Consider the following 23,678-nt stretch of genomic DNA (forward strand, 5'->3'; position numbering starts at 1 on the left):
GGGCGCATCTTGTCGATCTCAGCCGCGGTAGCCATGCAAGCGCCCTGCCAAACCGTTTCCGGGGGCCTTCGGCCCAAAAGAGGCGCGCGATGGTGAAGTCACCGTCGGGCGCGGGGCGCCCTCCGGCGACCTTGCGGGCACGTTAGCCGGAGGCACCGACACTTCTGGAACTCCGGGGCAGCCCGGTCGCCGCGAGGTCAGGCCGGGCGGCGGGCCAGCACGTGCAGCCGGCTGGAGATGTCCCGCAGCGGCGACACGGTCGCGGCCGCGAGCTCGAACTCCGCCAGGTCCTCTTCCCGCACTCCACCGGGCACGAAGTCCGCCACGACGCCGTCGCCCTGCAGCGAAGTCACGTCGAGCCCCACGGCGATCAGCTGCGCGCGGAGGGCCTCGGCGTCGAAGCGCCGCAGCACGGTCTCCCGGCCGCCGCCCAGCACGCCGCTCTCGGCCGCGAGCAGTTCCCGCGCCTCGCCGAGCCGTCCGGCCAGCGCGCGCTGCAGGATCGCGGCGTGGCGGTTCGCCACGAGCACGGAGACCGCGCCGCCGGGTTTGACCGCGGCGGCCAGCGCCGCGAGCACCAGCGCCGGGTCGTCGACGACTTCGAGCAGCCCGTGCGCGAGGACGAGGTCGGCCGATCCGGCCGCGACGTGGGCCCCGAGCGCGTCGGAGTCGTCGGCGATCGCCGTGATGCTGCCGGAGACGCCCTCCTCCTCGGCCCGGCGGCGCAGGGTGGCCAGGGCGTTCGGGTTGGGTTCGACCACGGTCACCAGGCAGCCCGCCGACGCCAGCGGCACCGCCCAGCCGCCGCTGCCGCCGCCGACGTCGACGACGTGCGGCTGATGTTCGCCTCGCGCCCGTGCGGCCCGGAGTTCTGCTTCGAGAACCCGGCGAACCGCCCCCGATCCCCGCGTGGCCACGGTGTCCGTCTTCATGAACGCACAGCGTAATGCCCGCCTTCCGGGCGCCGACGGGTGTAGTCCGATGCGGTGTTCGACACCTTGCCAAGGAGCCGCCCCGCCGACTGCCCGTAGGCTGTATCGAGTGCACACGGTCGCTGTTCTCAGCCTGAAGGGTGGCGTCGGTAAAACGACGGTAGCCCTCGGTGTCGCGTCCGCCGCGCTGCGTAGGGGCGCCCGGACTCTCGTGGCCGATCTCGACCCGCAAGGCAACGCCACGACCTCGCTGGACCCGCCCTTCACCGACCGCACGCTGGCCGACGTCCTGGAGACGCCGGTGCGCTCGGTGCTCGAACGCGCGATCGCGCCCAGCGTGTGGAGCGACCAGATCGACGTCCTCGTCGGCGCCGAAGAGCTCGAGATGCTCAACGAGCCCGACGCCGACAGCCGTCGCCTGGAGAACCTCTCCCGCGCGCTCGACGAACTGCACACGAACCCGCTGCGCGAGGAACCGTACGAACTGGTGATCCTCGACTGCCCGCCGTCACTCGGCAGGCTGACCCGCTCGGCGCTGGTGGCCGCGGACAGCGCCCTGATCGTCACCGAGCCGACGATGTACGCCGTCTCGGGCGCCCGCCGCGCGCTCGACGCGATCGAGAAGATCCGCGAGGAGCAGAACCCGGGGCTGCGGCCGATCGGCGTCGTGGTCAACAAGCTCCGCGTGCGCTCCTACGAGCACCAGTTCCGCGTGGCGGAGCTGCGGGAGAACTTCGGCCCGCTGGTGATGCCGACGGCCATCCCGGACAGGCTCGCCGTGCAGCAGGCGCAGGGCGCGTGCAGCCCGATCCACGAGTGGCACTCCCCCGGCGCGCAGGAGATCGCGCTCACCTTCAACATGGTGCTGGCGAAGGTCCTCCGCTCCAGCCGGGCCGGACGGCATCGCGTCCGCGGCGAGGAAGAACCCGAGACCACCGCCGAAGAGACCGCCAAGCTGAGCGACACCGGCACGGGGTAGGCGCCGATGCCCGAAGGCGACACCGTCTTCCTCGCCGGCAAGGTCCTCGACAAGGCACTGGCCGGGAAGACCCTGCTGCGCGGCGAGTTCAGGGTCCCACGGCTGGCCACGACGGATCTCGCCGGGCGTGACGTGCTCGGCGTCGGCACGGTCGGCAAACATCTGCTGACCCGGTTCTCCGGCGACCTCACCCTGCACAGCCACCTGCGCATGGACGGCAAATGGGACGTCTACCGGGCGGGCGCGCGCTGGCGCAGCCCGGCGCATCAGGCGCGGGTCATCCTCGCCACCGAGGAACTCCAGGCGATCGGGTTCCGCGTGCACGACCTCGAACTCGTGCCCACGGACGAAGAAGACCGTCTGGTCGGGCACCTCGGCCCGGACCTGCTCGATCCACAGTGGACGGACGAACTCGCGGAGCGGGCGGCGGCCGCGCTCGCCGCCGATCCGGATCGCGAACTGGGCGACGCCTTGCTGGACCAGCGGATCATGGCGGGCATCGGGAACATGTACAAGGTCGAGATGTGCTTCCTGCTCGGCGTCACGCCGTGGACGCCGGTGTCCGAAGTGGACACCGCCAGAGCCGTCGCGCTCGGCCGCAAGCTGTTGAAGAGCAACGCCTGGCGCACCTCGCAGACCACCACCGGGGATCTGCGCCGCGGTCGTGAACACTGGGTCTACGAGCGGACCAAACAGGGCTGTTTCCGCTGCGGCGGACGGCTCAAGGTCGCGTCCCAGGGACCGGGACACCAGGCTAGGCCGACCTGGTTCTGCCCGAAATGCCAGTCCGGACCCGCTCCCGGCGGCTAAACTGGCCTCGTGACGCTGTTCAAGCTCCCGCTCTACGGGGCCGACACCGAACGCGGCGACCTCGCTCCCTGAGCCGCCCGCTCCCTTCGCACGTCACCGTTCACTTCTTTCCCCAGGGAGCTTTGTCATGCCCGGAATCCTCACGGGCGAGGCGCTGCGCGCGTTCGTGCACGCCCTGCCCAAGGTCGAACTCCACGTCCACCTCGTCGGCTCGGCGAGCCTGCCCACGGTGCTGGAACTGGCCCGCCGCCGCCCGTCCGCCGGAGTGCCGACCGAGCCGGGAGAACTCGCCGAGTTCTTCACCTTCCGCGATTTCCCGCATTTCCTCCGCAACTACCTTGCGGTGACGTCGCTGGTGCGCGACGCCCGCGACATCCACACCCTCGTCACCGGGCTGGCGGCCGATCTGGCCGCGCAGAACGCCCGCTACGCCGAAGTGACCGTGACGCCGTACAACCACGTCCTCGACGGCATGTCGACGGACGATCTCCTCACCGGTCTCGCCACCGGACGGGCGGCGGCGCGGGCGGACCACGGGGTGGAACTGGCCTGGTGCTTCGACATTCCCGGCGAGAAGGGCATTGTCGCCGGACGCGAGACGGTCGTGTTCGCGCTCCGCGAACGCCCGGAAGGGTTGGTGTCCTTCGGTCTCGGCGGCCCCGAGGTCGGGGTGGGCCGCGCGCAGTTCGCCCCGTTCTTCACCACGGCCAGGGAGGCGGGGCTGCACAGCGTCCCGCACGCGGGCGAGACCACCGGACCGGCCACCGTCTGGTCGGCGGTGCACGATCTCGGCGCCGAGCGGATCGGGCACGGTGTCGGCGCGCACACCGATCCGAAGTTGCTGGAATACCTTGCCGCGCAAAGGATCCCGCTGGAGGTCTGCCCGACGTCGAACATCAGGACCGGGCAGTTCGCCTCGATCGGGGCGCATCCCGTGCGGCGCCTGCTCGACCACGGCGTGGTGGTCACGCTCAACACCGACGACCCGCCGATGTTCGGCGCCACCCTCGACGGCGAGTACGTGGCGGTCGCCGAAACCCTGGGCCTGACCGCGGCCGAAATCGCCCGCTTGGCGAAGAACGCCGTGGATGCGTCTTTTCAGCCGTCGGCGGACAAAGCCGTCCTCCTGGCCGAGATCGAGAAAATCTTGTTGCAGGACCTAGAACCCCTCGCATAGCGTGGCGGTACACGAGAGAGGAGGTGGTCCAAAGTTGTATTCCAACAGGACTCGTGAGGTGACTGTCCGCTAGCGGACCGCACGCGTAGGACTTTTGAGCAGCGATACAACGCAAGTTGGAGCCACCTTCGGCTCGTCGTCTCTGCTTCGCGTGGTGCCTGATAGCGAATACCAGGCAGTCACCGGGCCCCCGAGGTTCCCGAGCACCGGTCCGGCTCGGGCCCGGCCGCCGATTCCGGCGTCCGGGAGCCGCCTCGGGGGTACCCTTATTTCCGGGTTATTGCCCCTTTTGCGAGGTCGGCGGGGACCACCCACCGCCCTGGACAACCGTCCGCCGCTGTTCCCGCCCCGGGGACCCTGCCGACTGGATAGCCTGACGCCATGTTGCGGCCCGACTTCCCGATCACCACCCCGCGCCTGACCCTCCGCGCCTTCACGTCGGCGGATCTCGACGAACTGAACTCCTTCCAGTCCCGCGCCGATGTCGCCCGCTACCTCTACTGGGGTCCGCGCAGCCGGGCCGAATCCGCCGCCGCGCTCGCCAAACGGGTGCACAGCAGCAGCCTGTCGAAGGAAGGCCAGCTCCTCGCGGTGGCCGTGGAACTGACCGAGACCGGGCAGCTGATCGGCGACCTGAACCTCGAATACCTCAGCAGCGAGCACCGCCAGGGCGAGATCGGGTTCGTCTTCCATCCCGACCACCACGGCAAGGGGTTCGCCGCGGAGGCCGCCACCGAACTGCTGCGGCTCGGCTTCGAAGAACTGGGCCTGCACCGGATCATCGGCCGCTGTGACGGACGCAACACCGCGTCGGCCACGCTGATGGAGCGCCTGGGCATGCGCAAGGAAGCGCACCTGCGCGAGAACGAGGTCGTCAAGGGCGAGTGGACCGACGAGCTCGTCTTCGCGATGCTCGAAGACGAGTGGAAGGCGAGCCGCTAGAGCTCACCAGGCATGATGGGGCCGTGCTCTTCGACAAGATCGTCCGCCCCGCTCTCTACCGGGTCTCCGGCAGCGACCCCGAAACCGTGCACGAACGCACCATCGGCACGCTCGCCAGGCTGAGCCGGGTCTCCCCCGCGCTCGCCGCGCTCGGCCGCGTCTACCGGACGGACGATCCGGTCACCTTCCTCGGTCTCCGGTTCCCGAACCGGGTCGGCCTCGCCGCCGGGATGGACAAGAACGGCCGCGCGCTGCACGCGTGGCCCGCGCTCGGCTTCGGCTTCGTCGAGGTCGGCACGGTCACCCGGCATCCGCAGCCGGGCAACGACAAGCCGCGGCTGTTCACCCTCGCCGAGACCGACGCGGTGATCAACCGGATGGGCTTCAACAACGAAGGCGCGGAAGCGCTCGCCGCCCGCCTCGCCGCCGGCGGAAAGCCGCCGGTGCCGCTCGGGGTCAGCATCGGCAAGTCCAAGGTGACGCCGCTCGACGAGGCCGTCGAGGACTACCGGTTCTCGCTGCGGGCGCTGTACCCGTACGCCGACTACTTCGCGATCAACGTCAGTTCGCCGAACACGCCGGGACTGCGGGCGTTGCAGGACAAGTCCGCGCTGGCGGAACTGCTCTCGGAACTCCGCAAGACCTCGGCCGAACTCGCGGGCGACGCGAACCCGACGCCGGTGCTGGTGAAGGTCGCCCCCGACCTCACCGACGAAGCGCTCGCGGAACTGCTGGAGGTCTGCCTCGACCACGGTGTCTCCGGGCTGATCGCGACCAACACGACGTTGTCCCGCGAAGGGATCGCGCCGCCCGAGGCCGGTGTCGGCGAGCAGGCGGGCGGGCTTTCCGGCCGCCCGCTCACCGCGCGCTCGGTCGAAGTGGTGCGGTTCGTGCACGACGAGACCGGCGGCAAGCTGCCGATCATCGGCGTCGGCGGGATCTTCGACGCCGGCGCCGCCGCCCGGATGCTCGACGCCGGCGCCGGTCTGGTCCAGCTCTACACCGGTTTCGCCTTGCACGGTCCCGGTCTGGTCAAGCGGGTCGCCCGAGGTCTCGCGGCCCGGCCGTACTGACGAACCGCAGGTAGGCCCGCCAGCATTGGTAGCGCGTCAGCTCCGTCGCGGTCGCCGTGGCCGCCTGGTCACAGAGGACGGCCAGCGGGGTGTCCCCGTTCTCCAGGCGGATCCGGCCCAGCACGAACGGGGTGGGCAGCGTGGCCGCGAAGGCTCCGAGCGCGGCGGGTGAGAGCCGCCAGCGTTCACCCGAAAGCATCGTGTGCTCGCCGGTGGCGCTCACCGGCACCACGCCCGGCTGGGGTGGATCGGTGGGCAGTAACAGCATCCGATAGCCCTCGGCGGTCTGGACCAGCCCGGTGAACCGCGCCCCCGCGGTGACCAGCCGCTCGTTCAACGGCTGCCCGCGCAGATGCGCGCCGAACACGACGAGATCCGCACCCGGTGCGGGGTAAGGGAAATCGGCCTGCTCGTCGGTGAGCACGGCGGCGAGGTCGATGGCGACCTGGTCGTCGAACGGCCGCACCACCACCGACACCCCGTACGGCCCGAGATCCGACGGCGACGACGGCACCGTGACCGCGGCGAGGTCGAGCAGGTTGACGAACGCCGTGAACCGCTCCAGCCGTTTCGCGACACCGTCCGGATCGGACAGCGCCTCGGAGACCTCGGGATGGTCCGCGACGGTGGGGAGGACCAGCGCGTCGTACTCGGACAGCATCCGGAGCGCGAGCATCCCGGCCTCGGCGACGCGCTGCCTGTCGGCGGTGAAGCCGTCGTCGTGGATCAGTTCGCCCACCGACAACAGTGCCGAGACCTCGACCGTCTCGACGAGCGCACCGGACGCCCGCAGCGCGGAAACCGCTCCGAGGAAGGAGGAGCGGGACTGCAAGGACAGTCCGGTGAGCGTTCCGGAGCCCGGGATCGCCACCTTCGGCCGATCCCCCGCCGACAGCCGGACGTCCGGAGGCCAGTCACGCGCGAGCGGGTCGGCCTCGTCGGGACCGGTCATCAACCCGAGCGCCCGCTGGCCGAGCGTGAGACTGCGCGCGAACACGGCGATTCCGCCGCACGGCGCGACACCCGTCTTGGGCACGAGGCCGAGCGTCGGTTTCAACCCGACGATCCCGTTGAGCGACGCGGGAACCCGGCCCGCGCCCGCCGTGTCCGTGCCGACCGCCAGATCGACGAGGCCGAGCGCGACGGCGACGGCCGCGCCGCTGCTCGCGCTCCCGGAGACCCGGGCGGTGTTCAGCGCGGCGCTCACGACGCCGTACGGGCTGCGGGTGTGTTCGAGGTCCGCGCCGAACCGGTCGCAGTTGGTCTTGCCGATCACCACCGCCCCGGCCGCGGTCAGCCGCGACACGGCCGTGGCGCTGACGCAGCCGACCTCGTCGCCCGTCCCGGGGAGACCGGCGACGTCGACGACGTCGGCGACCGCCACCAGGGTTCCGGCGAGCGGCAGGTCCGCGCCCGCGCGAACCCGTTCATCGACCGCCTTCGCCTCCACGAGGGCGTCTTCCACGGGACGGAGGGCGATCCAGACGTCGGGCCGGTCGACCTCGGCGATCCGGTCGTAGGCGGCGATTGCGCGTTGGTAGGCACTGGGAGGCGGTGCGGGGATCGGCTCTGGTTCCGGGGGGAGCGTCGTCACTGGGCGTCCTTTCCTCGGTGGGGACGAGAAAGACCACTGCGCGAGATCCACTGTGTCCGGTCCGCCACCCTGGGACGCCCGCTCACGCGGGCTGGGTTCAGGCCCGAGCTGGGAGAAGCACTGCGTGCATGAGGGAAACGTTAGGCATCGCGAGTTGCCGTAACCAGCGGTTTCGGGTTACGCGAGCGTTTCGGTATCACACAGTGAGCAAGTCGTTACGCAATGGAGTATTAGCGACGACGAATGAGACGATGGTCCAGGAAAGCGCCTGCTCAGGTGGTCGTGAGTGGTAAGTGACGTTAGAACGTCACTTACCACTCACGACCACCCTGGCCCAGTCGCTCCCGGCGCCCTTTTCCATGGCTCAGGAGAGTTCGCGCAGGGCCATCGCGAGGCCGGCGAGCTTGTCGGTCGCGTCGGAGAGCGATTCCTTGGACGACGTCATGCCGTCCGAGCTGGCGGCGACGGTGTGCCCGGCGGCCGCGACGAGACCGCCGTAGCCGTCGAGGCCGTCGTCGAGCTGCTCGCGCAGTTGCTTGATGGCGGCGTCGAGGGCGCCGCGTTCCCGTTCGGGCGCGGCGTCGCGGCCGCGTTCGATGGCCTGGATCCGGCCCGCGAGCCCGCGCAGGGCCTGTGCCGCCTCGGCGGCGGTGGTCCGGGCGTCCGCGACGGCGATCTCCGAGACCGGCATGGTGCCGAGCGACGTCGGCTGCGAAAGCTGGCGAAGCAGCTCCGTCAGCGAAGCCTCGCTCTCGGCGAGGCGCTCCATCGGCTCCCGCGCGACGGATCGCGCCGGGGGAAGCGGCGGCGGGGCGGCGGGCGCGGCAGGCAGCACGGTGCGCTTGAGCGTCCGCAGCCGCAGTCCGGACTTGACCCCGAACGTGCCGAAGATGACGGCGAACGCGCCGCCCGCGATGGCCTGGAGGACTTCGACCTCGCCCGCCTTCAGCAGGCCGGCGCCTGCGACGAACGCGTACAGTCCACAAAGGATAGTGAGGAGGATCCAGAAGGTCAGCGCACGGGAAGTGCGGCGCTTCTGTCTCTCCAATTTGGCCGCGGGCTCGTTCCAGCGGGCCCACTTGGCCTTCGCCTCGGCGACCACCGGGATCTGCCCCGACGCCATCGACGTCAGCTGCTGCGAGATCTTCGGCATGGGCGGCATCTGCGGCATCGGGGGACGCGGCCTCGACGGCTGAGCCGGTCGCGGAGAGGAGCCCTGCTCGGAGGGCGGGATGTAGCGCTGGAGCTTCTCCTGCGCGCGTTGGGCGTAGTCGGGCAGCTTCTCGATGTGCTTCTCAAGCTTGGCGGTGAACTCCCCGAAGTCCTTGCGCCTGCCCTGCCCCATTGCCCTCGCCCCTCTGTTCGGTGAGACCGGTCCCGTACCCGTGAGGGGTACGGGACCGGCTCAAGGTGTGTCAGGCGGGGTTCTTGCCCTGTTCGGCCTGAACCCGTGCCTGGATCTCACGCTGGATGTCCGCGCCGCTCGACGCCTTCGGCGCGGCGGCGGTCTTGCCGTCGGTCACCTGAGCGACGGAGTCACCCTTCATGGACGCGCGGATCTGCTCCAGCCGCGAGTGTCCCGCGAGCTGCGTCGTGGAGGCCTGGACCTCCATCATCCGGCCCTGGACGGAGTTCTGTGCGAGTTCGGCCGAGCCCAGCGCCGTGGTGTAGCGCTTCTCGATCTTGTCGCGAACGTCCTCCAGCGACGGGGTGTTGCCCGGCGCGGCCAGCTGGCTCATCTGGTTCAGCGAAGCGGAGACCTGCTCCTGCATCTTCGCCTGCTCCAGCTGCGAGAGCAGCTTGGTGCGCTCGGCCAGCTTCTGCTGCAGCATGGTCGCGTTGCGCTCGACGGCCTTCTTCGCCTGCTCCGCCGCCTGAAGCGACTGGTCGTGCAGGGTCTTCAAGTCCTCGATGCTCTGCTCGGCGGTGACGAGCTGCGCGGCGAAGCTCTCCGCCGCGTTCTCGAACTCGGTCGCCTTCTGCTCATCGCCCTTGGCACGCGCCTCGTCGGCGAGCACCAGCGCCTGGCGGGTCGAAGCCTGCAGCTTCTCCACGTCACCGAGCTGGCGGTTCAGCTTCATCTCCAGCTGACGCTGGTTACCGATCACCGAGGCGGCCTGCTGGGTCAGCGCCTGGTGGTTGCGCTGCGCCTCCTCGATGGCCTGCTGGATCTGTACCTTCGGGTCGGCGTGCTCGTCGATCTTCGACGAGAACGCCGCCATCATGTACTTCCAGAACTTCACGAACGGGTTGGCCATCTCCTCCGCCTGCCTTCTCGCATCCCACGGGCTGTTACCTCGAGGTGGGGCGTCCCCTCTTTGATGTTGCAACGTCCCGACCCCGGCGTTGAGTTCCATCGTGTCAGGTCGGCGTCCCGCGTTCCAGGCGACCCCGACGGAATTCAGGGATCCCCCTGACTGTGATGTCCGCGACCTTTCGGGTTCACCGGCCGGTGACCCTGGGTGAAAACGGCCGGAGTCAGCGGCGCAGAGCGGTCTCCTCTTCCATGCGTGACAACTTCTCGGGGTTGCGCACGGCGTAGAGCCCGGTGATGAGGCCGTCGTCGACGCGCAGCGCGATGACGGTGTCGACCTCGCCGCCGAGCCGGAGGATCAGCGCGGGGTGGCCGTTGACCTGCACCGTCCGCATCGTCGCGGTGTCGTCGCGGGCCGGGCGGCTCCCGGCGAGCAGCGGCGCGACCAGCGCGGCCCCCACCACGGGTTCCAGCACGGCCTGCACCACTCCCCCGCCGTCGCCGAGGAAGACGACGTCGGGCGCGAGGACGTCGAGCAGTCCCTGCAGGTCCCCCGTCCGGACGGCCCGGTGGAAGGCGTCGAGCACGTCCCGGGTCTCGCCGGGGGACGCGGCGCCCCGCGGCCGGCGGGCGGCGACGTGTGCCCGGGCCCGGTGGGCGATCTGATGGACCGCCGCCGGGGTCTTGCCGACGGCTTCGGCGATCTCGCCGTAGGCCACGTCGAACACCTCGCGCAGCACGAACACCGCGCGTTCGGTCGGGGTGAGGGTCTCCAGCACCAGTAGCATCGCCATCGAGACGCTGTCGGCCAGCTCCACGTCGTCGGCCACGTCGGGGGTGGTGAGCAGCGGTTCCGGCAGCCAGGGGCCGACGTAGGACTCCTTGCGACGGCCGAGCGTGCGCAGCCTGCCGAGCGCCTGCCGGGTCGTGACGCGGACGAGGTACGCCCGCGGGTTTTCCACGATGGCGAGATCGACGCCCGACCAGCGCAGCCAGGTCTCCTGGAGGACGTCCTCCGCGTCGGCGGCCGAGCCGAGCATCTCGTAGGCGACGGTGAAGAGCAGATTGCGATGGTCGAGGAACGCCTCCGTGGCGGGGTCGGGCATGGACGGCTCCTCTTTCCGTGGACGGGTCCCTCACCGGACGCCGGACCGCGCCGGTTTCTGACACTTTCACGACGTGGCGCACGTCACGTCCTCGCGCTGTCAGCGTGCCCCGGTCACCGGCATCTGGTGGTCGTTCGCTTCAGCAGACGACCACGAATGAGGACGAGATCATGGATTCCCGTTTCGATCTGAACAGCAACGACCTCGGCGCCAAGCTCGGCAAGCGCTTCGCGAACGTGAGCGTGGCCATCAAGGGGTCGACGCTGCCGAAGATCACCCAGGAGCTGGTGTCGCTGCGGGCCAGCCAGCTCAACGGCTGCGGCTACTGCGTCGACGCCCACGCCAAGGACCTGGCGGCCGCCGGCGAACCCGCGGTCCGCGTCAACCTGGTCGCCGCCTGGCGCGAGTCGACCGTGTTCACCGAGGCCGAGCAGGCCGCGCTGGCCTTCGCGGAGGAAGGCAGCCGCCTCGCCGACGCGCACCAGGGCGTCTCGGACGAAACCTGGGCACTGGTGCGCGAGCACTACGACGACGATCAGCTCGCCGCGCTGATCTACCTGGTCGCGATGATCAACGCCGCCAACCGGCTGCTCGTCATCACGCACACCAAGGGCGGCTCCTACCAGGCGGGCACGTTCGACAGTGCCGCGAGCTGACCCGGCGTACGAGAGAGGCCCCAGGCGATTCGCCTGGGGCCTTTCCCGTTCGGAGCTTTGCTAGGCGGCGACCATCTTCGGGGCGGAGATCGTCGTCCGCAGGGCGGGGCTCATCCGCGGCGGCGGCGAGATCCGCAGGTCGGCCAGGTCGTTGCCGATCAGCTCGGACACCAGGTGACCGCCCTCGAGGCCCGCTTCGGCGCTTTCCCGCTCCGGAGCGCGCCGCTTGCCCGCTTCGACCTTCTCGTCCACCGGGGCGACCTCGACGTTGTCCATCGCCGAGACGTCCGCCGCGACCTTGTGCAGGAGTTCGCCCAGCGGAAGGTCCAGGGCCTCGCAAATGGACGCCAGCAGCTCGCTGGACGCCTCCTTCTGCCCGCGCTCGACCTCGGAAAGGTAACCGAGGCTCACCCTGGCGGCGCGGGAGATGTCCCGCAGCGTTCGACGCTGGTTCGTGCGGGCGTGTCGGAGCCGGTCGCCGATCGCCTCGCGCAACAGCACGGTCATCACGCGCCTCCCTTCCAGGACTGACTACCCCCTACGTTACCCAGAGCGGCGCCCCGGGCGCAGGGGTTGACACGGCAATACGCCAAGGGCGAACGCGGCGATCATGCGAGATGTTCCCCCAGCAGGGCGAACGCGCCGCGGACCGCGCCGTCCCTGACCGAGGCTCGATCACCGCTCAACCGCAGCGTACGGACGGTGAGCACGTCCGGCCCGGCGAGCCCGACGTGGACGGTGCCGGGTGCCACGCCGTCCTGTCCGGCCGGGCCCGCGACTCCGGTCAGGCCGAGACCCCAGGTGGCACCGCACCGCTCACCGGCACCCGCGGCCAACTGTGCCGCGACCTCGGGATGGACGGCGCCGTGCGCGGCGAGGAGGTCCGCGTCGACCCCGGCGAGCGACGCCTTGAGGTCGGTGGCGTAGACGATCAGCCCGCCCCGGACGGCGGCACTCGATCCGGGGACCTCGGTCAGCGTCGCGCAGACCAGCCCGGCGGTCAGCGACTCGGCCGCCGCCACCGTCTCCCCTCGCTCGATCAGGTGAGTGATCAAGGTCTCAGCGTTCATGCGCCCGCGGCACGCCTTCCGGCCGAGCGCAGCCGCACCGCACGCACGACGTAGTCGAGGCCGGTCACGACGGTCAGCACGAGCGCGAGCCCCATCAGCACCCAGCGCACCGGCTCGGCGGACCCGGGCAACGGCAGCAGGTACGCGGTGATGGCCGCGATCTGCGCGAGCGTCTTGGCCTTGCCGCCCCGGCTGGCCGGGATGACGCCGTGCCGGATCACCCAGAACCGCAGCAGCGTCACGCCGATCTCGCGGACCGCGATGACGATGGTGACCCACCAGCCCAGTTCGCCGAGCACGCTCAGCCCGACCAGCGCGGCGCCGATCAGCGCCTTGTCCGCGATCGGGTCGGCGATCTTGCCGAAGTCGGTGATCAGCCCGTACTTGCGCGCGACCCAGCCGTCGACCTGGTCGGTGAACGACGCGATCGCGAACAGCGCGGTCGCGATCGCGCGCCAGAAGGTGTCCGCCCCGTCGCCGGTGAACAGCGCCATCACGAACAGCGGCACCAGCACCAGCCGCGACATCGTGAGCAGGTTCGCCAGGTTCAGGGTCGGGACCGGGGTGGCCTCGGGTACCCGGGCGTGCTCACCGCCCGTCCCCTCACCGGCCCCGGCGTCGCTCGGGGCGGCATTCACCGGTCGGCCTCGGGCGGCGCGGGCCGCACGATCAGGTCGACACCCTCGGAGTCGACGACCTCACAGCGCACGAAGTCCCCCACCGCCAGCGCGGGCAGGTCGTCCGTCTCGATCAGGACACATTCACCGTCGACCTCGGGGGCCTGGTGGGCGGCGCGGCCGATCGGGTCCTCGCCGTCCTCGGCCTGCTCGATCAGGACGTCGACGAAGTCCCCGATGCGGTCCTCGGCCCGCTGCGAGGTCAGCTCCTCGACCAGCGCCGAGATCCGCGCGACCCGCTCGTTCACCACGGACTCGTCGAGTTTGCCGTCGAAGGTCTCGGCCTCGGTGCCGTCCTCGTCCGAGTAGCCGAAGACGCCCACCGCGTCCAGGCGCGCGCCGGTCAGGAAGCGCTCCAGCTCGGCGACGTCCTCTTCGGTCTCGCCCGGGAACCCGACGATGACGTTGGTGCGGATGCCGGCGCCGGGCGAGAACTCGCGGATCTGGTCGCACAGCGCGAGGAACGAGTCCGTGGACCCGAAGCGGCGCATGCGGCGCAGCACGGTCTCGCTGGAGTGCTGGAAGGAGAGGTCGAAGTAGTCGGCGACGCCCGGCGTGGTCGCGATGGCCTTGACCAGGCCGGGGCGCGTCTCGGCGGGCTGCAGGTAGGAGACGCGGACGCGTTCGATGCCGGGCACCTCGGCCAGGCGCGGGACCAGCAGTTCCAGCGCGCGGGCGCCGTCGCGGCCGAAGTCCTTGCCGTAGGAGGTGGAGTTCTCCGAGACGAGGAAGACCTCCTTGACGCCGTTCTCCGCGAGCCACATCGCCTCGGCGACGATCTCGTCCGGCTGCCGCGACACGAAGGAGCCGCGGAACGACGGGATCGCGCAGAACGAGCAGCGGCGGTCACAGCCGGAGGCGATCTTCAGCGCGGCCACCGGGGAGGTGTCGAGCCGTGTCCGCAGCACACGCGGGCCCCAGCCGTGCTGCGCGTGCCCCGGCACCTCGACCGACTCGGCGGCCGTCGGCCGCTGGACCGGGCTGATCGGCAGAAGCTTGCGGCGGTCGGACGGCGTGTGGGACTCGACCTTCCGGCCCGCCACGACGTCGTCCAGACGCTCGGCGAGGTCGGCGTAGTGATCGAAACCGAGGACCGCGTCGGCCTCGGGCAGGCTCTCGGCCAGCTCGTTGCCGTAGCGCTCGGCCATGCAGCCGACGGCGACGACCTTCTTGCCCGTGTCGGACGCCGCGAGCAGGGTGTCGACCGAATCCTTCTTGGCGGACTCGACGAAGCCGCAGGTGTTGACGACCACGACGTCGGAATCCTCGGGCTCGGCGGCGAGCTCCCAGCCGCCCGCCGCCAGCCGTCCGGCGAGTTCCTCGGAATCGACCTCGTTGCGGGCGCAACCGAGGGTCAGCAAGGACACGCGGCGAGTGGCGACAGGATCAGTGGTGGGAGAAGGCACGTGCCTTAGGGTAGCTGGCCTGTTCGCCGGGTCGGCGATCGCTCGCTCGGGCGAGCCCTCGACCGGTCGCGGCCGCGCGGATGGCTTAATGGTGGATGTGCCGTCAGACCCTCTCCTTCGCCGCCGTCCCACCGTCCGCCGGGCCCGGATCGCGGACGTCCGCAAGATCAAGGCGCTGGTCGACTCCGACGCGGGGACCGTGCTGCTGGAGAAGGACCTCGTCACCCTCTACGAGAACGTCCAGGAGTTCTGGGTGGTCGAGGACGGTGACGACGTGCTCGGCTGCGGCGCGCTCCACGTGCTGTGGGAGGACATCGCCGAGCTGCGCACCATCGCGGTCGACAAGGACTCGCGAGGCCGCGGGATCGGGCACGCGCTGGTCGCCCAGCTGATCGGCTTCGCCCGCGAGATCGGGCTGAAACGGCTGTTCGTGCTGACCTTCGAGACCCACTTCTTCGCCAGGCACGGCTTCGTCGAGATCGACGGCACGCCGGTCACCCAAGAGGTCTACGAGGAGATGCGGCGCTCGGCCGACCCGGGCGTCGCGGAGTTCCTCGACCTGCCGTACGTGAAGCCGAACACCCTGGGCAACAGCCGGATGCTGCTGGAGTTCTAGCTGATGGGCGCCTTCGCCGCTTAGCTGCTGCGCGGCTGGGTATCCGGGTGTCCCCAATGTGGCATTGGGGACGTTGAGCGTCTCCAATGCCACATTGGGGACACCAGGACATGCGGACCGGCCCAGACCGCGAACACGCGCCTAGCGGACACCTTCCCCGCCCAGCTGCCCTAATGATTCCGCAGCTGGGGTTCCCAATGTCGCATTTGAGACGCTCGGCGCCCCTAACGCGACATTGGGGACACCCAGGCACCGGTGAAGGGAGCCTTCAGCCCTTCTTCGCGTGGCGGGCGACCCGCACCCGGTTGCCGCACAGCGACGGCGTGCACCAGACCCGCCTGCTGTTGGCGGCCACGAACAGCATCGAGCAGTCGTGCGCGCCGCATCGCCGCAGCTGAGCGGCGCGCGGCCCGGACACGAGGTCGATCGCGGCCACCGCGACGGCGGCGAGGGCGATCTCTCCACCGTCCTCGCCGTGCCAGGACATCTCGGCACCGTCGGCGGTCAACCGCGGGCTGGTCGGCACCGCGGCCGCGGCGGCGTTGACCCGCTCGACCGCCCACGCCTCGGGCTCCCGCTTGGCCACGGCCGCCTCCAGCACCTCCCGCACCGCCGACCGCAGCCTCCGCGTCTGCTCGGCCGAGGGCGGCCGGGCGCCTTCGGGCAGCAGGGACGCCTGAGTCGCCCAGAACCTGGCATGGCCGTCGTCGAGCAGATCGATCGACGGCGAGACGGCCAGCATGACGGTGTCGGCGAGGTTCACCGCGAGATCGTCACCGGGGAGCGAGTCGAGGTCGAGCATGCCTTGACACTATCAGGTACTAATGGTTCAAGACAGTTCTAACCATTAGGGAGTGTTCATGACGACCATCCGGCACCGTTCCGTCGTACTCGGCGACGTCGAGGTCTTCTACCGCGAGGCCGGCGATCCCGGCACGCCCGTGTTGCTCCTGCTGCACGGCTTCCCGACGTCGTCGCACCAGTTCACGCGGCTGATGCGCCGTCTCGCCGGACGGTGGCGGCTCGTCGCGCCGGACCTGCCCGGGTTCGGCGAGACCGTCACGCCCGAGGGTTTCGAGTTCACCTTCGACCGGCTGGCGGAGGTGGTCGGCGAGTTCGTCGACGCGCTGGAGCTGCGCCGGTACGCGCTCTACGTCTTCGATTTCGGCGCCCCGACGGGGCTGCGGCTGGCGGTCTCGCGGCCGTCCCAGATCACCGCGCTGATCACGCAGAACGGCAACGCCTACGTCGAGGGACTCGGGCCCGCGATGCCGGACTTCCCGTCCCTGACGGACGAAACCGAGGCGCGGCGCGGGTTCGAAGCGATCCTCGACCCGGCACAGATCCGGTACCAGTACACCGGCGCTCGCGATCCCGAGGCCATCGATCCCGCGAACTACCTGCTGGACCAGTACTTCCTCGAACGCCCCGGCCGCGCGGAGGCGATGATCGACCTGTTCTGGGACTACCGGAACAACCCGCCCGAGTACCCGAAGTTCCAGGCGTGGCTGCGGGAAGCGCAGCCGCCCGTGCTCGCCGTGTGGGGCCGCAACGACCCGTTCTTCATCCCGGCGGGAGCCGAAGCGTTCCGGAATGATGTTCCCTCGGCGGAGGTTCATCTCTTCGACACCGGGCATTTCGCGCTGGAAGAGGATCTCGAACCGATCAGCGAGCTGATCGACCGCTTCCTGGCGGCGCATCACTGAAAGGCGGCACATGGACACCTCGGTCACCGATCACCTGCTCAGCACGACGCGGGCGGTCCGCCGCAAGCTCGACCTGGACCGGCCGGTGGAACCCGAGGTGCTCGAAGAGTGCCTGCGGCTCGCGTTGCAGGCGCCCACACCGGGCAACCAGCAGGCGTGGCGCTGGCTCGTCGTCCGGGATCAAGGGGTGAAGGACCAGCTGTCCGAGCTGTTCCGGCGGGTCGGGAAGGCGTACCTGGAAACGAACGCGGCCGCGCTCGGCAAGGCGATCGACGAGCCTTCCGTGGCGCGGGCGTTCGCTTCGGGGCAGCACCTGATCGACGTGATCGACCGGGTCCCGGTGTACGTCATCCCGTGCCTGACCGGCAGGCCGAGCGGCGACAACGCGACCGATGCCGCGTTCTACGGCGGGATCTTCCCCGCGGTGTGGAACTTCCAGCTGGCGCTGCGGTCGCGGGGCCTCGGCTCGACGCTCACGACGTATCACCTGACACACGAAGCGGAGGCGGCCGAAATCCTCGGCATCCCCGCCGACGTCACGCAGGTCGGGCTGCTGCCGGTCGCCTACACGACGGTGCCGGACTTCAAACCCGCGTCGCGCGTGCCGCTGTCGGAGGTCGCGTACCTCGATGGCTGGGGGAACGCGCTTTAGGTGCTGTCCTGCAAGTCTGTTCGATGGGCTTCGTGATCCAGGTGGTTCCTGGCGGTGCGGGCGGATCGGCCTCGTACCGGGTCGTACTCGGCCGCATCCGTCCGTGCCGTCAGGGACCGCCTGGGCGCGAAGACCGCGAACATGACTTGCAGGACAGCGCCTAAGCCTTGGACACCCGCAGGGTGACCTGGTCGCCCCCCGAACTCACGGCGACCAGGTCCACCCGGCAGGCGGCGAACTCGACGGACTGCTTGCCGCTCCGGCCGGTGGAGGCGACTTCCGCCGTCGTCCGCTCCCCGCGTCCCGGTTCGGCCAGGGTCAGCTCGATCACGGCCTCCCCTTCCCAGACGCAGACCGTGCCCTGAGGGCAACGGGAATCGGACACCAGGCGAGCGAAGCGGATGCTGACGTCCTTCGACGCGACCTCGGTCGTGTCACCGACCTTGAGGACGACGGTCTCCCCCAGCTCGACGGTGCCTTTGGGCTTCTCTTGCGGCTTGGGGACCGGCTGCTGCGCCGGCGCGGGCTGGACCAGCGTCGGCTGGGTCACCGTGGGCTGGTCCGCCGCGGGTTGTTCACGCGCGGCCGAGCTGCCGGCTCCGCAGGCGAGGCCGACCAGGGCGCAGAGGACGACGAGCAGCTTCTTGGGGTCCACGGAGTCAGGACGTAACGGAGGCTCCGGTCCGTTGCATCGGTTCTCAGGTGATCTTTTCGACCAGGGCCCAGACGCCGGTGGATGGGTTGCGGCCGTGCTCGGAACCCAGCTCGACGCCGTGTTTCTTCGCGCGCTCGACCGCGGATCCGATCCCGCTCTCGTAGTCCGCGAACCGCAACGCCGACTTACTGAAGCCTGGAACATGCTTGACCAGGCGTTTCGCCACGTCGCCATAGCACGTCAACGGCGCCGAACACGCCTCGAAGTGCAGTAGCAACCAGAACTCGAAGCAAGGATTCGAGATCGCCAGATCGATGCCGAGCCTGCGCGCGGTCGCGGCCGCCTTGTCGAGGTCGAACTCGTCGACGTCGACCACGCACCACACCTCGTCGTGCGTTCCTTCCGCGCGGTCGCGCATCCCCGCCGCGTACTTGACCACGGCTTCCGGGTCGCCACGCTTCGCTTTGATCTTGATCGTGATGGCGGGGTTGCGACGAGCCCGTTTGAGCCCTTCGAAGTACGAGGGCTCCGTGGCCTCGGCGCCGCAGACGACGAGAACCGACGTCCGTTGCTCTCGAAAAGCCGGCCGCTCCGGCCGCTGTTCTCCCGGCGGGTCATCTGCCCAGCACTGCCTCGGCGAAGTCACCCAGCACCGGCACAGCCCCGTAGGCACCGGCGAGATAACGCCGTTCGGTGTTCTGGTCTTTGCGCGGTTTGAAGTCCGTGAGCGGGTAAAGCTCGCTGGCGCCTTCGGCGTTCTTGTCGACGAACCAGATCTGGTCCCGGTCCAGCACATTGTCACCGAGCATGGTGCCCAAGAGGCTCGTGTCGTGCGTGGTGAAGATGAGCTGGGCGCCGTGGGGATTGGTCTCTTCGGACTGGAAAAGCGAAGCGAGCTTCGCGGTGAGCATCGGATGCAAGCTGGCGTCGATTTCGTCCACCACGAGCACGCGCCCGTCATCGAGCACGTCGATCACAGTCGGAATGAGCCCGAGCCAGTTCCTTGTTCCCGCCGACTCGTCATGCAGCTCGAAAGGGTTGTCGGCGTCGCCGTGGCGAAAGCTGAGTCGCCAACGCTGTCTGTTGCGCGCGGGTCTCGCCGGGGTCCGCAACGTCGCGTAGGAATGGAATCCGCCACTCGCGGGCTCGTCGAGCCGCTCCGCGGCGACGTCCGTGATTCCGACATCCGCGGCCGACAACAGCGACAGCAGTCGCCTGGCGTTGCGCTCGTCCCTGTTCAGGAAATCTCCTACTCGGCCTTCCACCTGATGCGTCGACCACTGGTCCTCATGGAGCCGGATGCGCAGTCCCTGCGCGAACCACCGGTACACGGGCATCAACGGGCCGAGCTCAAGCCGCGAACAGAAGTTCAGAAGAAGCACGTCGTCTCGGATCAGCTCCTCCAGGGCGGCGAACTTGCCCTTCAGATCCGAGGACGTGGAGCCGAACCTGAAAGAACCCTGGCTCCGCTCGAAGATCACGCGTCGACGCTTCTCGGGATAGGCGTACAGCCACTCCTCACGAAGCGCCTCGCCGTCGACACTGAATCCGTAGGTGTAGCGAACTCCCTCGGCGAGGAGTTCGATCACGTAGGTCGACGGTCGCACCGCGCCGGTGTCGCCGAGCCGGAAGTACGGGCGTCCAGCCGTCCCGAGAGAACCGGACGCGAGCACTGCCATGCGCATGAACGCGAGCCCGTCGATCAGGTTCGACTTCCCGGAGGCGTTCGCCCCGTAGATCGCGGCCACCGGAACCGCCGCACGCTCGTCCCCCGGCATCGCGGGCATCAGGAGCAGCTCCTGCTCGTCGCGGAACGAACGATGGTTGCCCAACCGGAAGCTTCGGAGCATCCTGACCACCTCCCTGGCAAAGTTTCAGGCCGTTCCGTGCCAGTAAACCGCACAGAACGGCCTGAAGCATCATCCAGGGCAGGTTCAGTCGTCGGAGAGATCGCCGCCGTTCGCGTCCCCGCCACCGCGGATCATGAACAGCACCGACTCCAGCTCCTCCGGCTTGATCAGCACGTCCCGCGCCTTCGAACCCTCGGACGGGCCGACGACACCGCGGCTCTCCAGCAGGTCCATCAGGCGTCCGGCCTTGGCGAAGCCGACCCGCAGCTTCCGCTGCAGCATCGACGTCGAACCGAACTGCGAAGTGACGATCAGCTCGGCGGCCTGCAAGAGCACGTCGAGGTCGTCTCCGATGTCGGAGTCGATCTCCTTCTTCTCGCCCGCCTTCGCCGCGGTGACGCCGTCCTGATAGTCCGGCTGCGCTTGCTCCTTGGCGAAGTTCACCACCGCGGCGATCTCTTCGTCTCCGACGAAGGCGCCCTGGATGCGGACCGGTTTCCCGGCACCCATCGGCAGGTAGAGGGCGTCACCCATACCGATGAGCTTCTCCGCGCCGGGCTGGTCGAGGATGACCCGCGAGTCGGTGAGCGAGGAGGTCGCGAACGCCAGCCGCGACGGCACGTTGGTCTTGATCAGGCCGGTCACGACGTCGACGGACGGGCGCTGGGTCGCCAGGACCAGGTGGATACCGGCGGCACGCGCCTTCTGGGTGATCCGGACGATCGCGTCCTCGACGTCACGCGGGGCGGTCATCATCAGGTCGGCGAGCTCGTCGACGATCGCCATGATGTACGGGTACGGCGCGTACACGCGCTCGCTGCCCGGCGGCGCGGTGATCTCGCCCGAGCGCACCTTCTTGTTGTAGTCGTCGATGTGCCGGACCTTGTTGACCTGCATGTCCTGGTACCGCTGCTCCATCTCCTCCACCAGCCAGGCCAGCGCGGCGGCGGCCTTCTTCGGCTGGGTGATGATGGGCGTGATCAGGTGCGGGATGCCCTCGTACGGGGTCAGCTCGACCATCTTCGGGTCGATCAGGATCATCCGGCACTCGTCCGGCGTCGACCGCGCGAGCAGCGACACCAACATCGAGTTCACGAAGCTCGACTTACCGGAACCGGTGGACCCCGCCACCAGCAAGTGCGGCATCTTCGTCAGGTTCGCGGTGACGAAGTGGCCTTCGATGTCCTTGCCGAGCCCGATGACCATCGGGTGGTTGTCCTTGACCGTCGACGGCGCGCGCAGCACGTCGCCGAGGCGCACCATCTCGCGGTCGGAGTTCGGCACTTCGATGCCGACCGCGGATTTGCCGGGGATCGGCGCCAGCAGCCGGACGTTGTCGGTCGCCACCGCGTAGGCGATGTTCTTGGTCAGCGCGGTGATCTTCTCGACCTTCACACCCGGGCCGAGTTCGACCTCGTACCGGGTGACCGTCGGGCCCCGCGTGAAGCCGGTGACCTGCGCGTCGACGTTGAACTGCTCCAGCACGCCGGTGATCGCCTCGATCATGGCGTCGTTGGCCTTGCTGCGGGACTTCGGCGCGTCGCCGAGCTTCAGCAGATCCGGCGGCGGCAGCTTGTAGTCGCCCTCGACGGTCCTGGTGACCGCCAGCGGCGCCTCGGCCTTCTTCGGCTTCTTCTCTTCAACGGGCTTGGGTGCGGGCTTCGGCGGACGCAGCGGCGTCGGCGCTTCGGCCAGCGCGGCCTCGATGTCGAGTTGCTCGCCTTCCTGGTCGCCCGAAGCCTGGCGGCGCCGCGACGGCTTCCGCAGGCGGACCGACTTCGGGTCGGCTTCGGTGACGGCGTTGCGTTCGTCGTGGATGGCCTGGCGCTCGGCCTCGGCCTCTTCGATCTCTTCGGGGTCGAGGCCCCAGTTGCGCAGCCGGTGCGGGATCTCCCGGACCGGGGTCCCGGTGAACACGAGCGTGCCGAACAGCAGAGCCAGCACCAGCAGCGGAATGGCGACCCACGTCGTGACGCCCATCGTCAGCAGGCCGCCGGAGAACGCGCCGATCACCCCGCCGGCGTACATCCGGCCGTCGTTGGTCTCGGGCAGCGCGGTGAAGATGTGCAGCAGGCCGAGGACGGCCAGGACGACCAGGATGGTGCCGATGACCATCCGCGGCCGGGCCTCCGGCACCGGTTCCGAACGCATCAACGCGACGGCGACGACGGTGAGCACGAGCGGCAGCGTGACCGCACCGGCTCCCAGCAGCGAGCGGGTGCCGACCTCGACCCAGCCGCCGATCGGGCCCGCGGCTCGCCACCAGACGCCGAACGCGATGACCAGCGCCAGCGCGATCAGGCCGAGCGCGAGACCGTCGCGGCGGTGTTCGGGTTCGAGTTCGCGGCCGCGGCCGACTGTCCGCGCCAGGGTCCCGAGGCCCTTCGCGAGCAGGTTCCAGGTGCCGCGCACCCCTTTGGCGAACGTGCCGGACGACTTCTTTCGGGGCGCCGGACGCCGTGGAGCGGGCTTCCTCGCAGCCGTTGACCTGGGCTTCGCCGGGGTACGCGGCTTTCGCGCCGGCCCCTTGCTGCCGCCGCTTCGCGCCGTACTCCGCTTCCTGGTCGTCGACCCGCTAGCCATGCCTCCACGGTAACCGCCTCGACCCTCCAGCCCCGGCTGCCACTCGGAGCACATCCGGAACATTCGTCTCAGGTCACAGCTTGAGCGGCCATCCGGGTGAAAAGGGGTTCATGACATGCTCTGCCCCATGTTCGCGCTGCATCAGGATGAGAATTCGGCTCGCCGCGCCCCCGCGATCTGGCGCACGATGCTGAACATCGACCGGGGGCTGGTCAACCTCGTCGGCAAGCTCACCGTGACCGGCGGTGTTTCGGCCGAACTGCGCCGGAAGCCCCTGCTCATGACCGCCAACCACATCGGCGTGTTCGACGCGTTCGTGCTGATGGCCGCCTGCAAGCGGATCGGCATCAACCCGCGGTTCATGCTGGCGGGCGGCATCCTCGACGCGCCGGTCATCGGCCCCGCGCTGCGCGTCAGCGGTCACCTTCGGGTCGACCGCAAAGAGGCTTCGACGGCCATCGGGCAGTTCGCCGAAGCCGCCGAGGCGCTGCGGACCACCCGCGACCCGCTGATCGTGTACCCCGAGGGCCGGATCAGCCACGACCCCGGGCTCTGGCCGGAGCGGGGCAAGACCGGCGCCGCGCGGCTCGCGCTGGCGGCGGGCGTCCCGGTGATCCCGATCAGCCAGTGGGGTGCGCACGAAGCCGTCTACTGGGGCACGGAGACCGTCAACGGACCCGCCGACCTGCTGCCGCTCGCCAAGTCCGGGCTGAGCGCGCCCATGCGGCGTCCCCGGTTCAAGGTGCACTTCGGCGACCCGGTGGACCTCTCGGACGTCGAACCGGAGCGCCCGGGTGCCGGGGTCCGCGCGCACGCCAAGATCATGCAGGCGATCACCGACAGCATGGTCCCGTTGCGCCGCGACGAACTGGACAAGCCGCGTTTCCATGACCCGACGCGGCCGACGGACACGGTCAGCCCCTGGAAGAAGCACTGACGT

General features: G+C 69.6%; 24 protein-coding genes. 10 read left to right on the forward strand and 14 right to left on the reverse strand.

Going from position 1 to position 23,678, the window contains the following annotated elements; translation table 11 throughout:
• Nucleotides 1-197: 197 nt before the first annotated feature.
• Nucleotides 198-932, reverse strand: coding sequence for a methyltransferase domain-containing protein (locus tag B0293_RS10625; RefSeq protein ID WP_005156410.1), 735 nt, complete (start codon nucleotides 930-932; stop codon nucleotides 198-200).
• A gap of 109 nt (nucleotides 933-1,041) precedes the next feature.
• Between B0293_RS10625 and B0293_RS10630 the strand changes: the two genes are divergently transcribed.
• From B0293_RS10630 to B0293_RS10650, 5 genes are all read left to right on the forward strand, one after another.
• Complete coding sequence (locus tag B0293_RS10630; protein WP_039917642.1) at nucleotides 1,042-1,911, forward strand: ParA family protein; 870 nt, start codon at nucleotides 1,042-1,044, stop codon at nucleotides 1,909-1,911.
• Between the two features lie 6 nt (nucleotides 1,912-1,917).
• Nucleotides 1,918-2,721 (forward strand): DNA-formamidopyrimidine glycosylase family protein, encoded by an 804-nt coding sequence (locus B0293_RS10635; protein WP_005156404.1) that lies wholly within the window; start codon nucleotides 1,918-1,920, stop codon nucleotides 2,719-2,721.
• Between the two features lie 127 nt (nucleotides 2,722-2,848).
• A complete protein-coding gene (add, locus tag B0293_RS10640; protein ID WP_005156401.1) occupies nucleotides 2,849-3,898 on the forward strand; it encodes an adenosine deaminase in 1,050 nt (349 codons plus the stop codon).
• 381 nt (nucleotides 3,899-4,279) lie between these two features.
• Complete coding sequence (locus B0293_RS10645) at nucleotides 4,280-4,840, forward strand: GNAT family N-acetyltransferase (protein WP_005156398.1); 561 nt, start codon at nucleotides 4,280-4,282, stop codon at nucleotides 4,838-4,840.
• 23 nt (nucleotides 4,841-4,863) lie between these two features.
• A complete protein-coding gene (locus tag B0293_RS10650; RefSeq protein WP_005156395.1) occupies nucleotides 4,864-5,913 on the forward strand; it encodes a quinone-dependent dihydroorotate dehydrogenase in 1,050 nt (349 codons plus the stop codon).
• Here the strand turns inward: B0293_RS10650 and B0293_RS10655 are convergent.
• The 4 genes from B0293_RS10655 to B0293_RS10670 form a co-directional block, all read right to left on the reverse strand.
• Nucleotides 5,873-7,507: an amidase family protein gene (locus B0293_RS10655; protein ID WP_005156393.1), complete on the reverse strand. Its 1,635-nt coding sequence runs from the start codon at nucleotides 7,505-7,507 to the stop codon at nucleotides 5,873-5,875. The genes B0293_RS10650 and B0293_RS10655 overlap by 41 nt on opposite strands.
• A gap of 364 nt (nucleotides 7,508-7,871) precedes the next feature.
• Nucleotides 7,872-8,852 carry a phage shock envelope stress response protein PspM gene (gene pspM / locus B0293_RS10660; RefSeq protein ID WP_005156390.1) on the reverse strand — a complete coding sequence of 327 codons (981 nt, stop codon included), beginning with the start codon at nucleotides 8,850-8,852 and terminating at the stop codon, nucleotides 7,872-7,874.
• Between the two features lie 70 nt (nucleotides 8,853-8,922).
• Nucleotides 8,923-9,765, reverse strand: a complete 843-nt coding sequence (locus B0293_RS10665) for a PspA/IM30 family protein (RefSeq protein ID WP_020637705.1) — start codon at nucleotides 9,763-9,765, stop codon at nucleotides 8,923-8,925.
• Between the two features lie 220 nt (nucleotides 9,766-9,985).
• Nucleotides 9,986-10,867 carry an RNA polymerase sigma-70 factor gene (locus B0293_RS10670; protein ID WP_005156383.1) on the reverse strand — a complete coding sequence of 294 codons (882 nt, stop codon included), beginning with the start codon at nucleotides 10,865-10,867 and terminating at the stop codon, nucleotides 9,986-9,988.
• A 170-nt stretch (nucleotides 10,868-11,037) separates the two neighbouring features.
• Between B0293_RS10670 and B0293_RS10675 the strand changes: the two genes are divergently transcribed.
• Nucleotides 11,038-11,523, forward strand: a complete 486-nt coding sequence (locus tag B0293_RS10675; protein ID WP_005156380.1) for a carboxymuconolactone decarboxylase family protein — start codon at nucleotides 11,038-11,040, stop codon at nucleotides 11,521-11,523.
• Nucleotides 11,524-11,583: 60 nt separating this feature from the next.
• Here B0293_RS10675 and B0293_RS10680 read toward each other — a convergent pair whose 3' ends face one another.
• The 4 genes from B0293_RS10680 to rimO form a co-directional block, all read right to left on the reverse strand.
• On the reverse strand, nucleotides 11,584-12,030 hold the full coding sequence (locus tag B0293_RS10680; protein ID WP_039917637.1) for a helix-turn-helix domain-containing protein: 447 nt from the start codon (nucleotides 12,028-12,030) through the stop codon (nucleotides 11,584-11,586).
• 101 nt (nucleotides 12,031-12,131) lie between these two features.
• Nucleotides 12,132-12,593, reverse strand: a complete 462-nt coding sequence (locus B0293_RS10685; RefSeq protein WP_039917635.1) for a CinA family protein — start codon at nucleotides 12,591-12,593, stop codon at nucleotides 12,132-12,134.
• Nucleotides 12,590-13,231 carry a CDP-diacylglycerol--glycerol-3-phosphate 3-phosphatidyltransferase gene (gene pgsA / locus B0293_RS10690; protein WP_005156369.1) on the reverse strand — a complete coding sequence of 214 codons (642 nt, stop codon included), beginning with the start codon at nucleotides 13,229-13,231 and terminating at the stop codon, nucleotides 12,590-12,592. The genes B0293_RS10685 and pgsA overlap by 4 nt, the downstream gene beginning before the upstream one ends.
• Entirely contained in the window at nucleotides 13,228-14,676 is a 1,449-nt protein-coding gene (gene rimO, locus B0293_RS10695) for a 30S ribosomal protein S12 methylthiotransferase RimO (RefSeq protein ID WP_005156368.1), read from the reverse strand. Before rimO ends, pgsA begins: the two co-directional genes overlap by 4 nt.
• An 88-nt stretch (nucleotides 14,677-14,764) precedes the next feature.
• On the opposite strand from rimO, the gene B0293_RS10700 reads away from it, so the two are divergent.
• Nucleotides 14,765-15,292 carry an amino-acid N-acetyltransferase gene (locus B0293_RS10700; RefSeq protein ID WP_005156367.1) on the forward strand — a complete coding sequence of 176 codons (528 nt, stop codon included), beginning with the start codon at nucleotides 14,765-14,767 and terminating at the stop codon, nucleotides 15,290-15,292.
• 268 nt (nucleotides 15,293-15,560) lie between these two features.
• Here the strand turns inward: B0293_RS10700 and B0293_RS10705 are convergent, their stop codons facing one another.
• Nucleotides 15,561-16,094 (reverse strand): CGNR zinc finger domain-containing protein, encoded by a 534-nt coding sequence (locus tag B0293_RS10705; protein ID WP_005156366.1) that lies wholly within the window; start codon nucleotides 16,092-16,094, stop codon nucleotides 15,561-15,563.
• 58 nt (nucleotides 16,095-16,152) lie between these two features.
• On the opposite strand from B0293_RS10705, the gene B0293_RS10710 reads away from it, so the two are divergent.
• Both B0293_RS10710 and B0293_RS10715 read left to right on the forward strand, forming a co-directional pair.
• Complete coding sequence (locus tag B0293_RS10710) at nucleotides 16,153-16,998, forward strand: alpha/beta fold hydrolase (RefSeq protein WP_005156364.1); 846 nt, start codon at nucleotides 16,153-16,155, stop codon at nucleotides 16,996-16,998.
• Between the two features lie 10 nt (nucleotides 16,999-17,008).
• Nucleotides 17,009-17,650, forward strand: coding sequence for a nitroreductase family protein (locus B0293_RS10715; RefSeq protein ID WP_005156363.1), 642 nt, complete (start codon nucleotides 17,009-17,011; stop codon nucleotides 17,648-17,650).
• A gap of 160 nt (nucleotides 17,651-17,810) precedes the next feature.
• Here B0293_RS10715 and B0293_RS10720 read toward each other — a convergent pair whose 3' ends face one another.
• The 4 genes from B0293_RS10720 to B0293_RS10735 form a co-directional block, all read right to left on the reverse strand.
• Complete coding sequence (locus B0293_RS10720) at nucleotides 17,811-18,305, reverse strand: hypothetical protein (protein ID WP_005156362.1); 495 nt, start codon at nucleotides 18,303-18,305, stop codon at nucleotides 17,811-17,813.
• Between the two features lie 43 nt (nucleotides 18,306-18,348).
• On the reverse strand, nucleotides 18,349-18,951 hold the full coding sequence (locus B0293_RS10725) for an RloB family protein (protein WP_005156361.1): 603 nt from the start codon (nucleotides 18,949-18,951) through the stop codon (nucleotides 18,349-18,351).
• Nucleotides 18,920-20,155, reverse strand: a complete 1,236-nt coding sequence (locus B0293_RS10730; RefSeq protein ID WP_005156360.1) for an AAA family ATPase — start codon at nucleotides 20,153-20,155, stop codon at nucleotides 18,920-18,922. Before B0293_RS10730 ends, B0293_RS10725 begins: the two co-directional genes overlap by 32 nt.
• Before the next feature lie 84 nt (nucleotides 20,156-20,239).
• Nucleotides 20,240-22,567 (reverse strand): FtsK/SpoIIIE family DNA translocase, encoded by a 2,328-nt coding sequence (locus B0293_RS10735; RefSeq protein ID WP_005156359.1) that lies wholly within the window; start codon nucleotides 22,565-22,567, stop codon nucleotides 20,240-20,242.
• 298 nt (nucleotides 22,568-22,865) lie between these two features.
• On the opposite strand from B0293_RS10735, the gene B0293_RS10740 reads away from it, so the two are divergent.
• The gene (locus B0293_RS10740; RefSeq protein WP_005156358.1) at nucleotides 22,866-23,675 is read left to right on the forward strand and encodes a lysophospholipid acyltransferase family protein; all 810 of its coding nucleotides are present in this window, start codon (nucleotides 22,866-22,868) and stop codon (nucleotides 23,673-23,675) included.
• The last annotated feature ends 3 nt before the right edge of the window (nucleotides 23,676-23,678 follow it).

Source organism: Amycolatopsis azurea DSM 43854 (assembly GCF_001995215.1).
Taxonomy (GTDB): domain Bacteria; phylum Actinomycetota; class Actinomycetes; order Mycobacteriales; family Pseudonocardiaceae; genus Amycolatopsis; species Amycolatopsis azurea.

What these genes read in the sequence shown, in the direction of transcription:
- B0293_RS10700 (WP_005156367.1), top strand. Translation starts at nt 14,765, where the DNA reads ATGGTGGATGTGCCGTCAGACCCTCTCCTTCGCCGCCGTCCCACCGTC.
- B0293_RS10685 (WP_039917635.1), bottom strand. Translation starts at nt 12,593, where the DNA reads ATGAACGCTGAGACCTTGATCACTCACCTGATCGAGCGAGGGGAGACG.
- B0293_RS10625 (WP_005156410.1), bottom strand. Translation starts at nt 932, where the DNA reads ATGAAGACGGACACCGTGGCCACGCGGGGATCGGGGGCGGTTCGCCGG.
- B0293_RS10730 (WP_005156360.1), bottom strand. Translation starts at nt 20,155, where the DNA reads ATGCTCCGAAGCTTCCGGTTGGGCAACCATCGTTCGTTCCGCGACGAG.
- B0293_RS10705 (WP_005156366.1), bottom strand. Translation starts at nt 16,094, where the DNA reads ATGCTCGACCTCGACTCGCTCCCCGGTGACGATCTCGCGGTGAACCTC.
- B0293_RS10645 (WP_005156398.1), top strand. Translation starts at nt 4,280, where the DNA reads ATGTTGCGGCCCGACTTCCCGATCACCACCCCGCGCCTGACCCTCCGC.
- B0293_RS10710 (WP_005156364.1), top strand. Translation starts at nt 16,153, where the DNA reads ATGACGACCATCCGGCACCGTTCCGTCGTACTCGGCGACGTCGAGGTC.
- B0293_RS10715 (WP_005156363.1), top strand. Translation starts at nt 17,009, where the DNA reads ATGGACACCTCGGTCACCGATCACCTGCTCAGCACGACGCGGGCGGTC.
- B0293_RS10675 (WP_005156380.1), top strand. Translation starts at nt 11,038, where the DNA reads ATGGATTCCCGTTTCGATCTGAACAGCAACGACCTCGGCGCCAAGCTC.
- B0293_RS10680 (WP_039917637.1), bottom strand. Translation starts at nt 12,030, where the DNA reads ATGACCGTGCTGTTGCGCGAGGCGATCGGCGACCGGCTCCGACACGCC.
- pspM (WP_005156390.1), bottom strand. Translation starts at nt 8,852, where the DNA reads ATGGGGCAGGGCAGGCGCAAGGACTTCGGGGAGTTCACCGCCAAGCTT.
- B0293_RS10670 (WP_005156383.1), bottom strand. Translation starts at nt 10,867, where the DNA reads ATGCCCGACCCCGCCACGGAGGCGTTCCTCGACCATCGCAATCTGCTC.
- add (WP_005156401.1), top strand. Translation starts at nt 2,849, where the DNA reads ATGCCCGGAATCCTCACGGGCGAGGCGCTGCGCGCGTTCGTGCACGCC.
- B0293_RS10635 (WP_005156404.1), top strand. Translation starts at nt 1,918, where the DNA reads ATGCCCGAAGGCGACACCGTCTTCCTCGCCGGCAAGGTCCTCGACAAG.
- B0293_RS10740 (WP_005156358.1), top strand. Translation starts at nt 22,866, where the DNA reads ATGTTCGCGCTGCATCAGGATGAGAATTCGGCTCGCCGCGCCCCCGCG.
- B0293_RS10665 (WP_020637705.1), bottom strand. Translation starts at nt 9,765, where the DNA reads ATGGCCAACCCGTTCGTGAAGTTCTGGAAGTACATGATGGCGGCGTTC.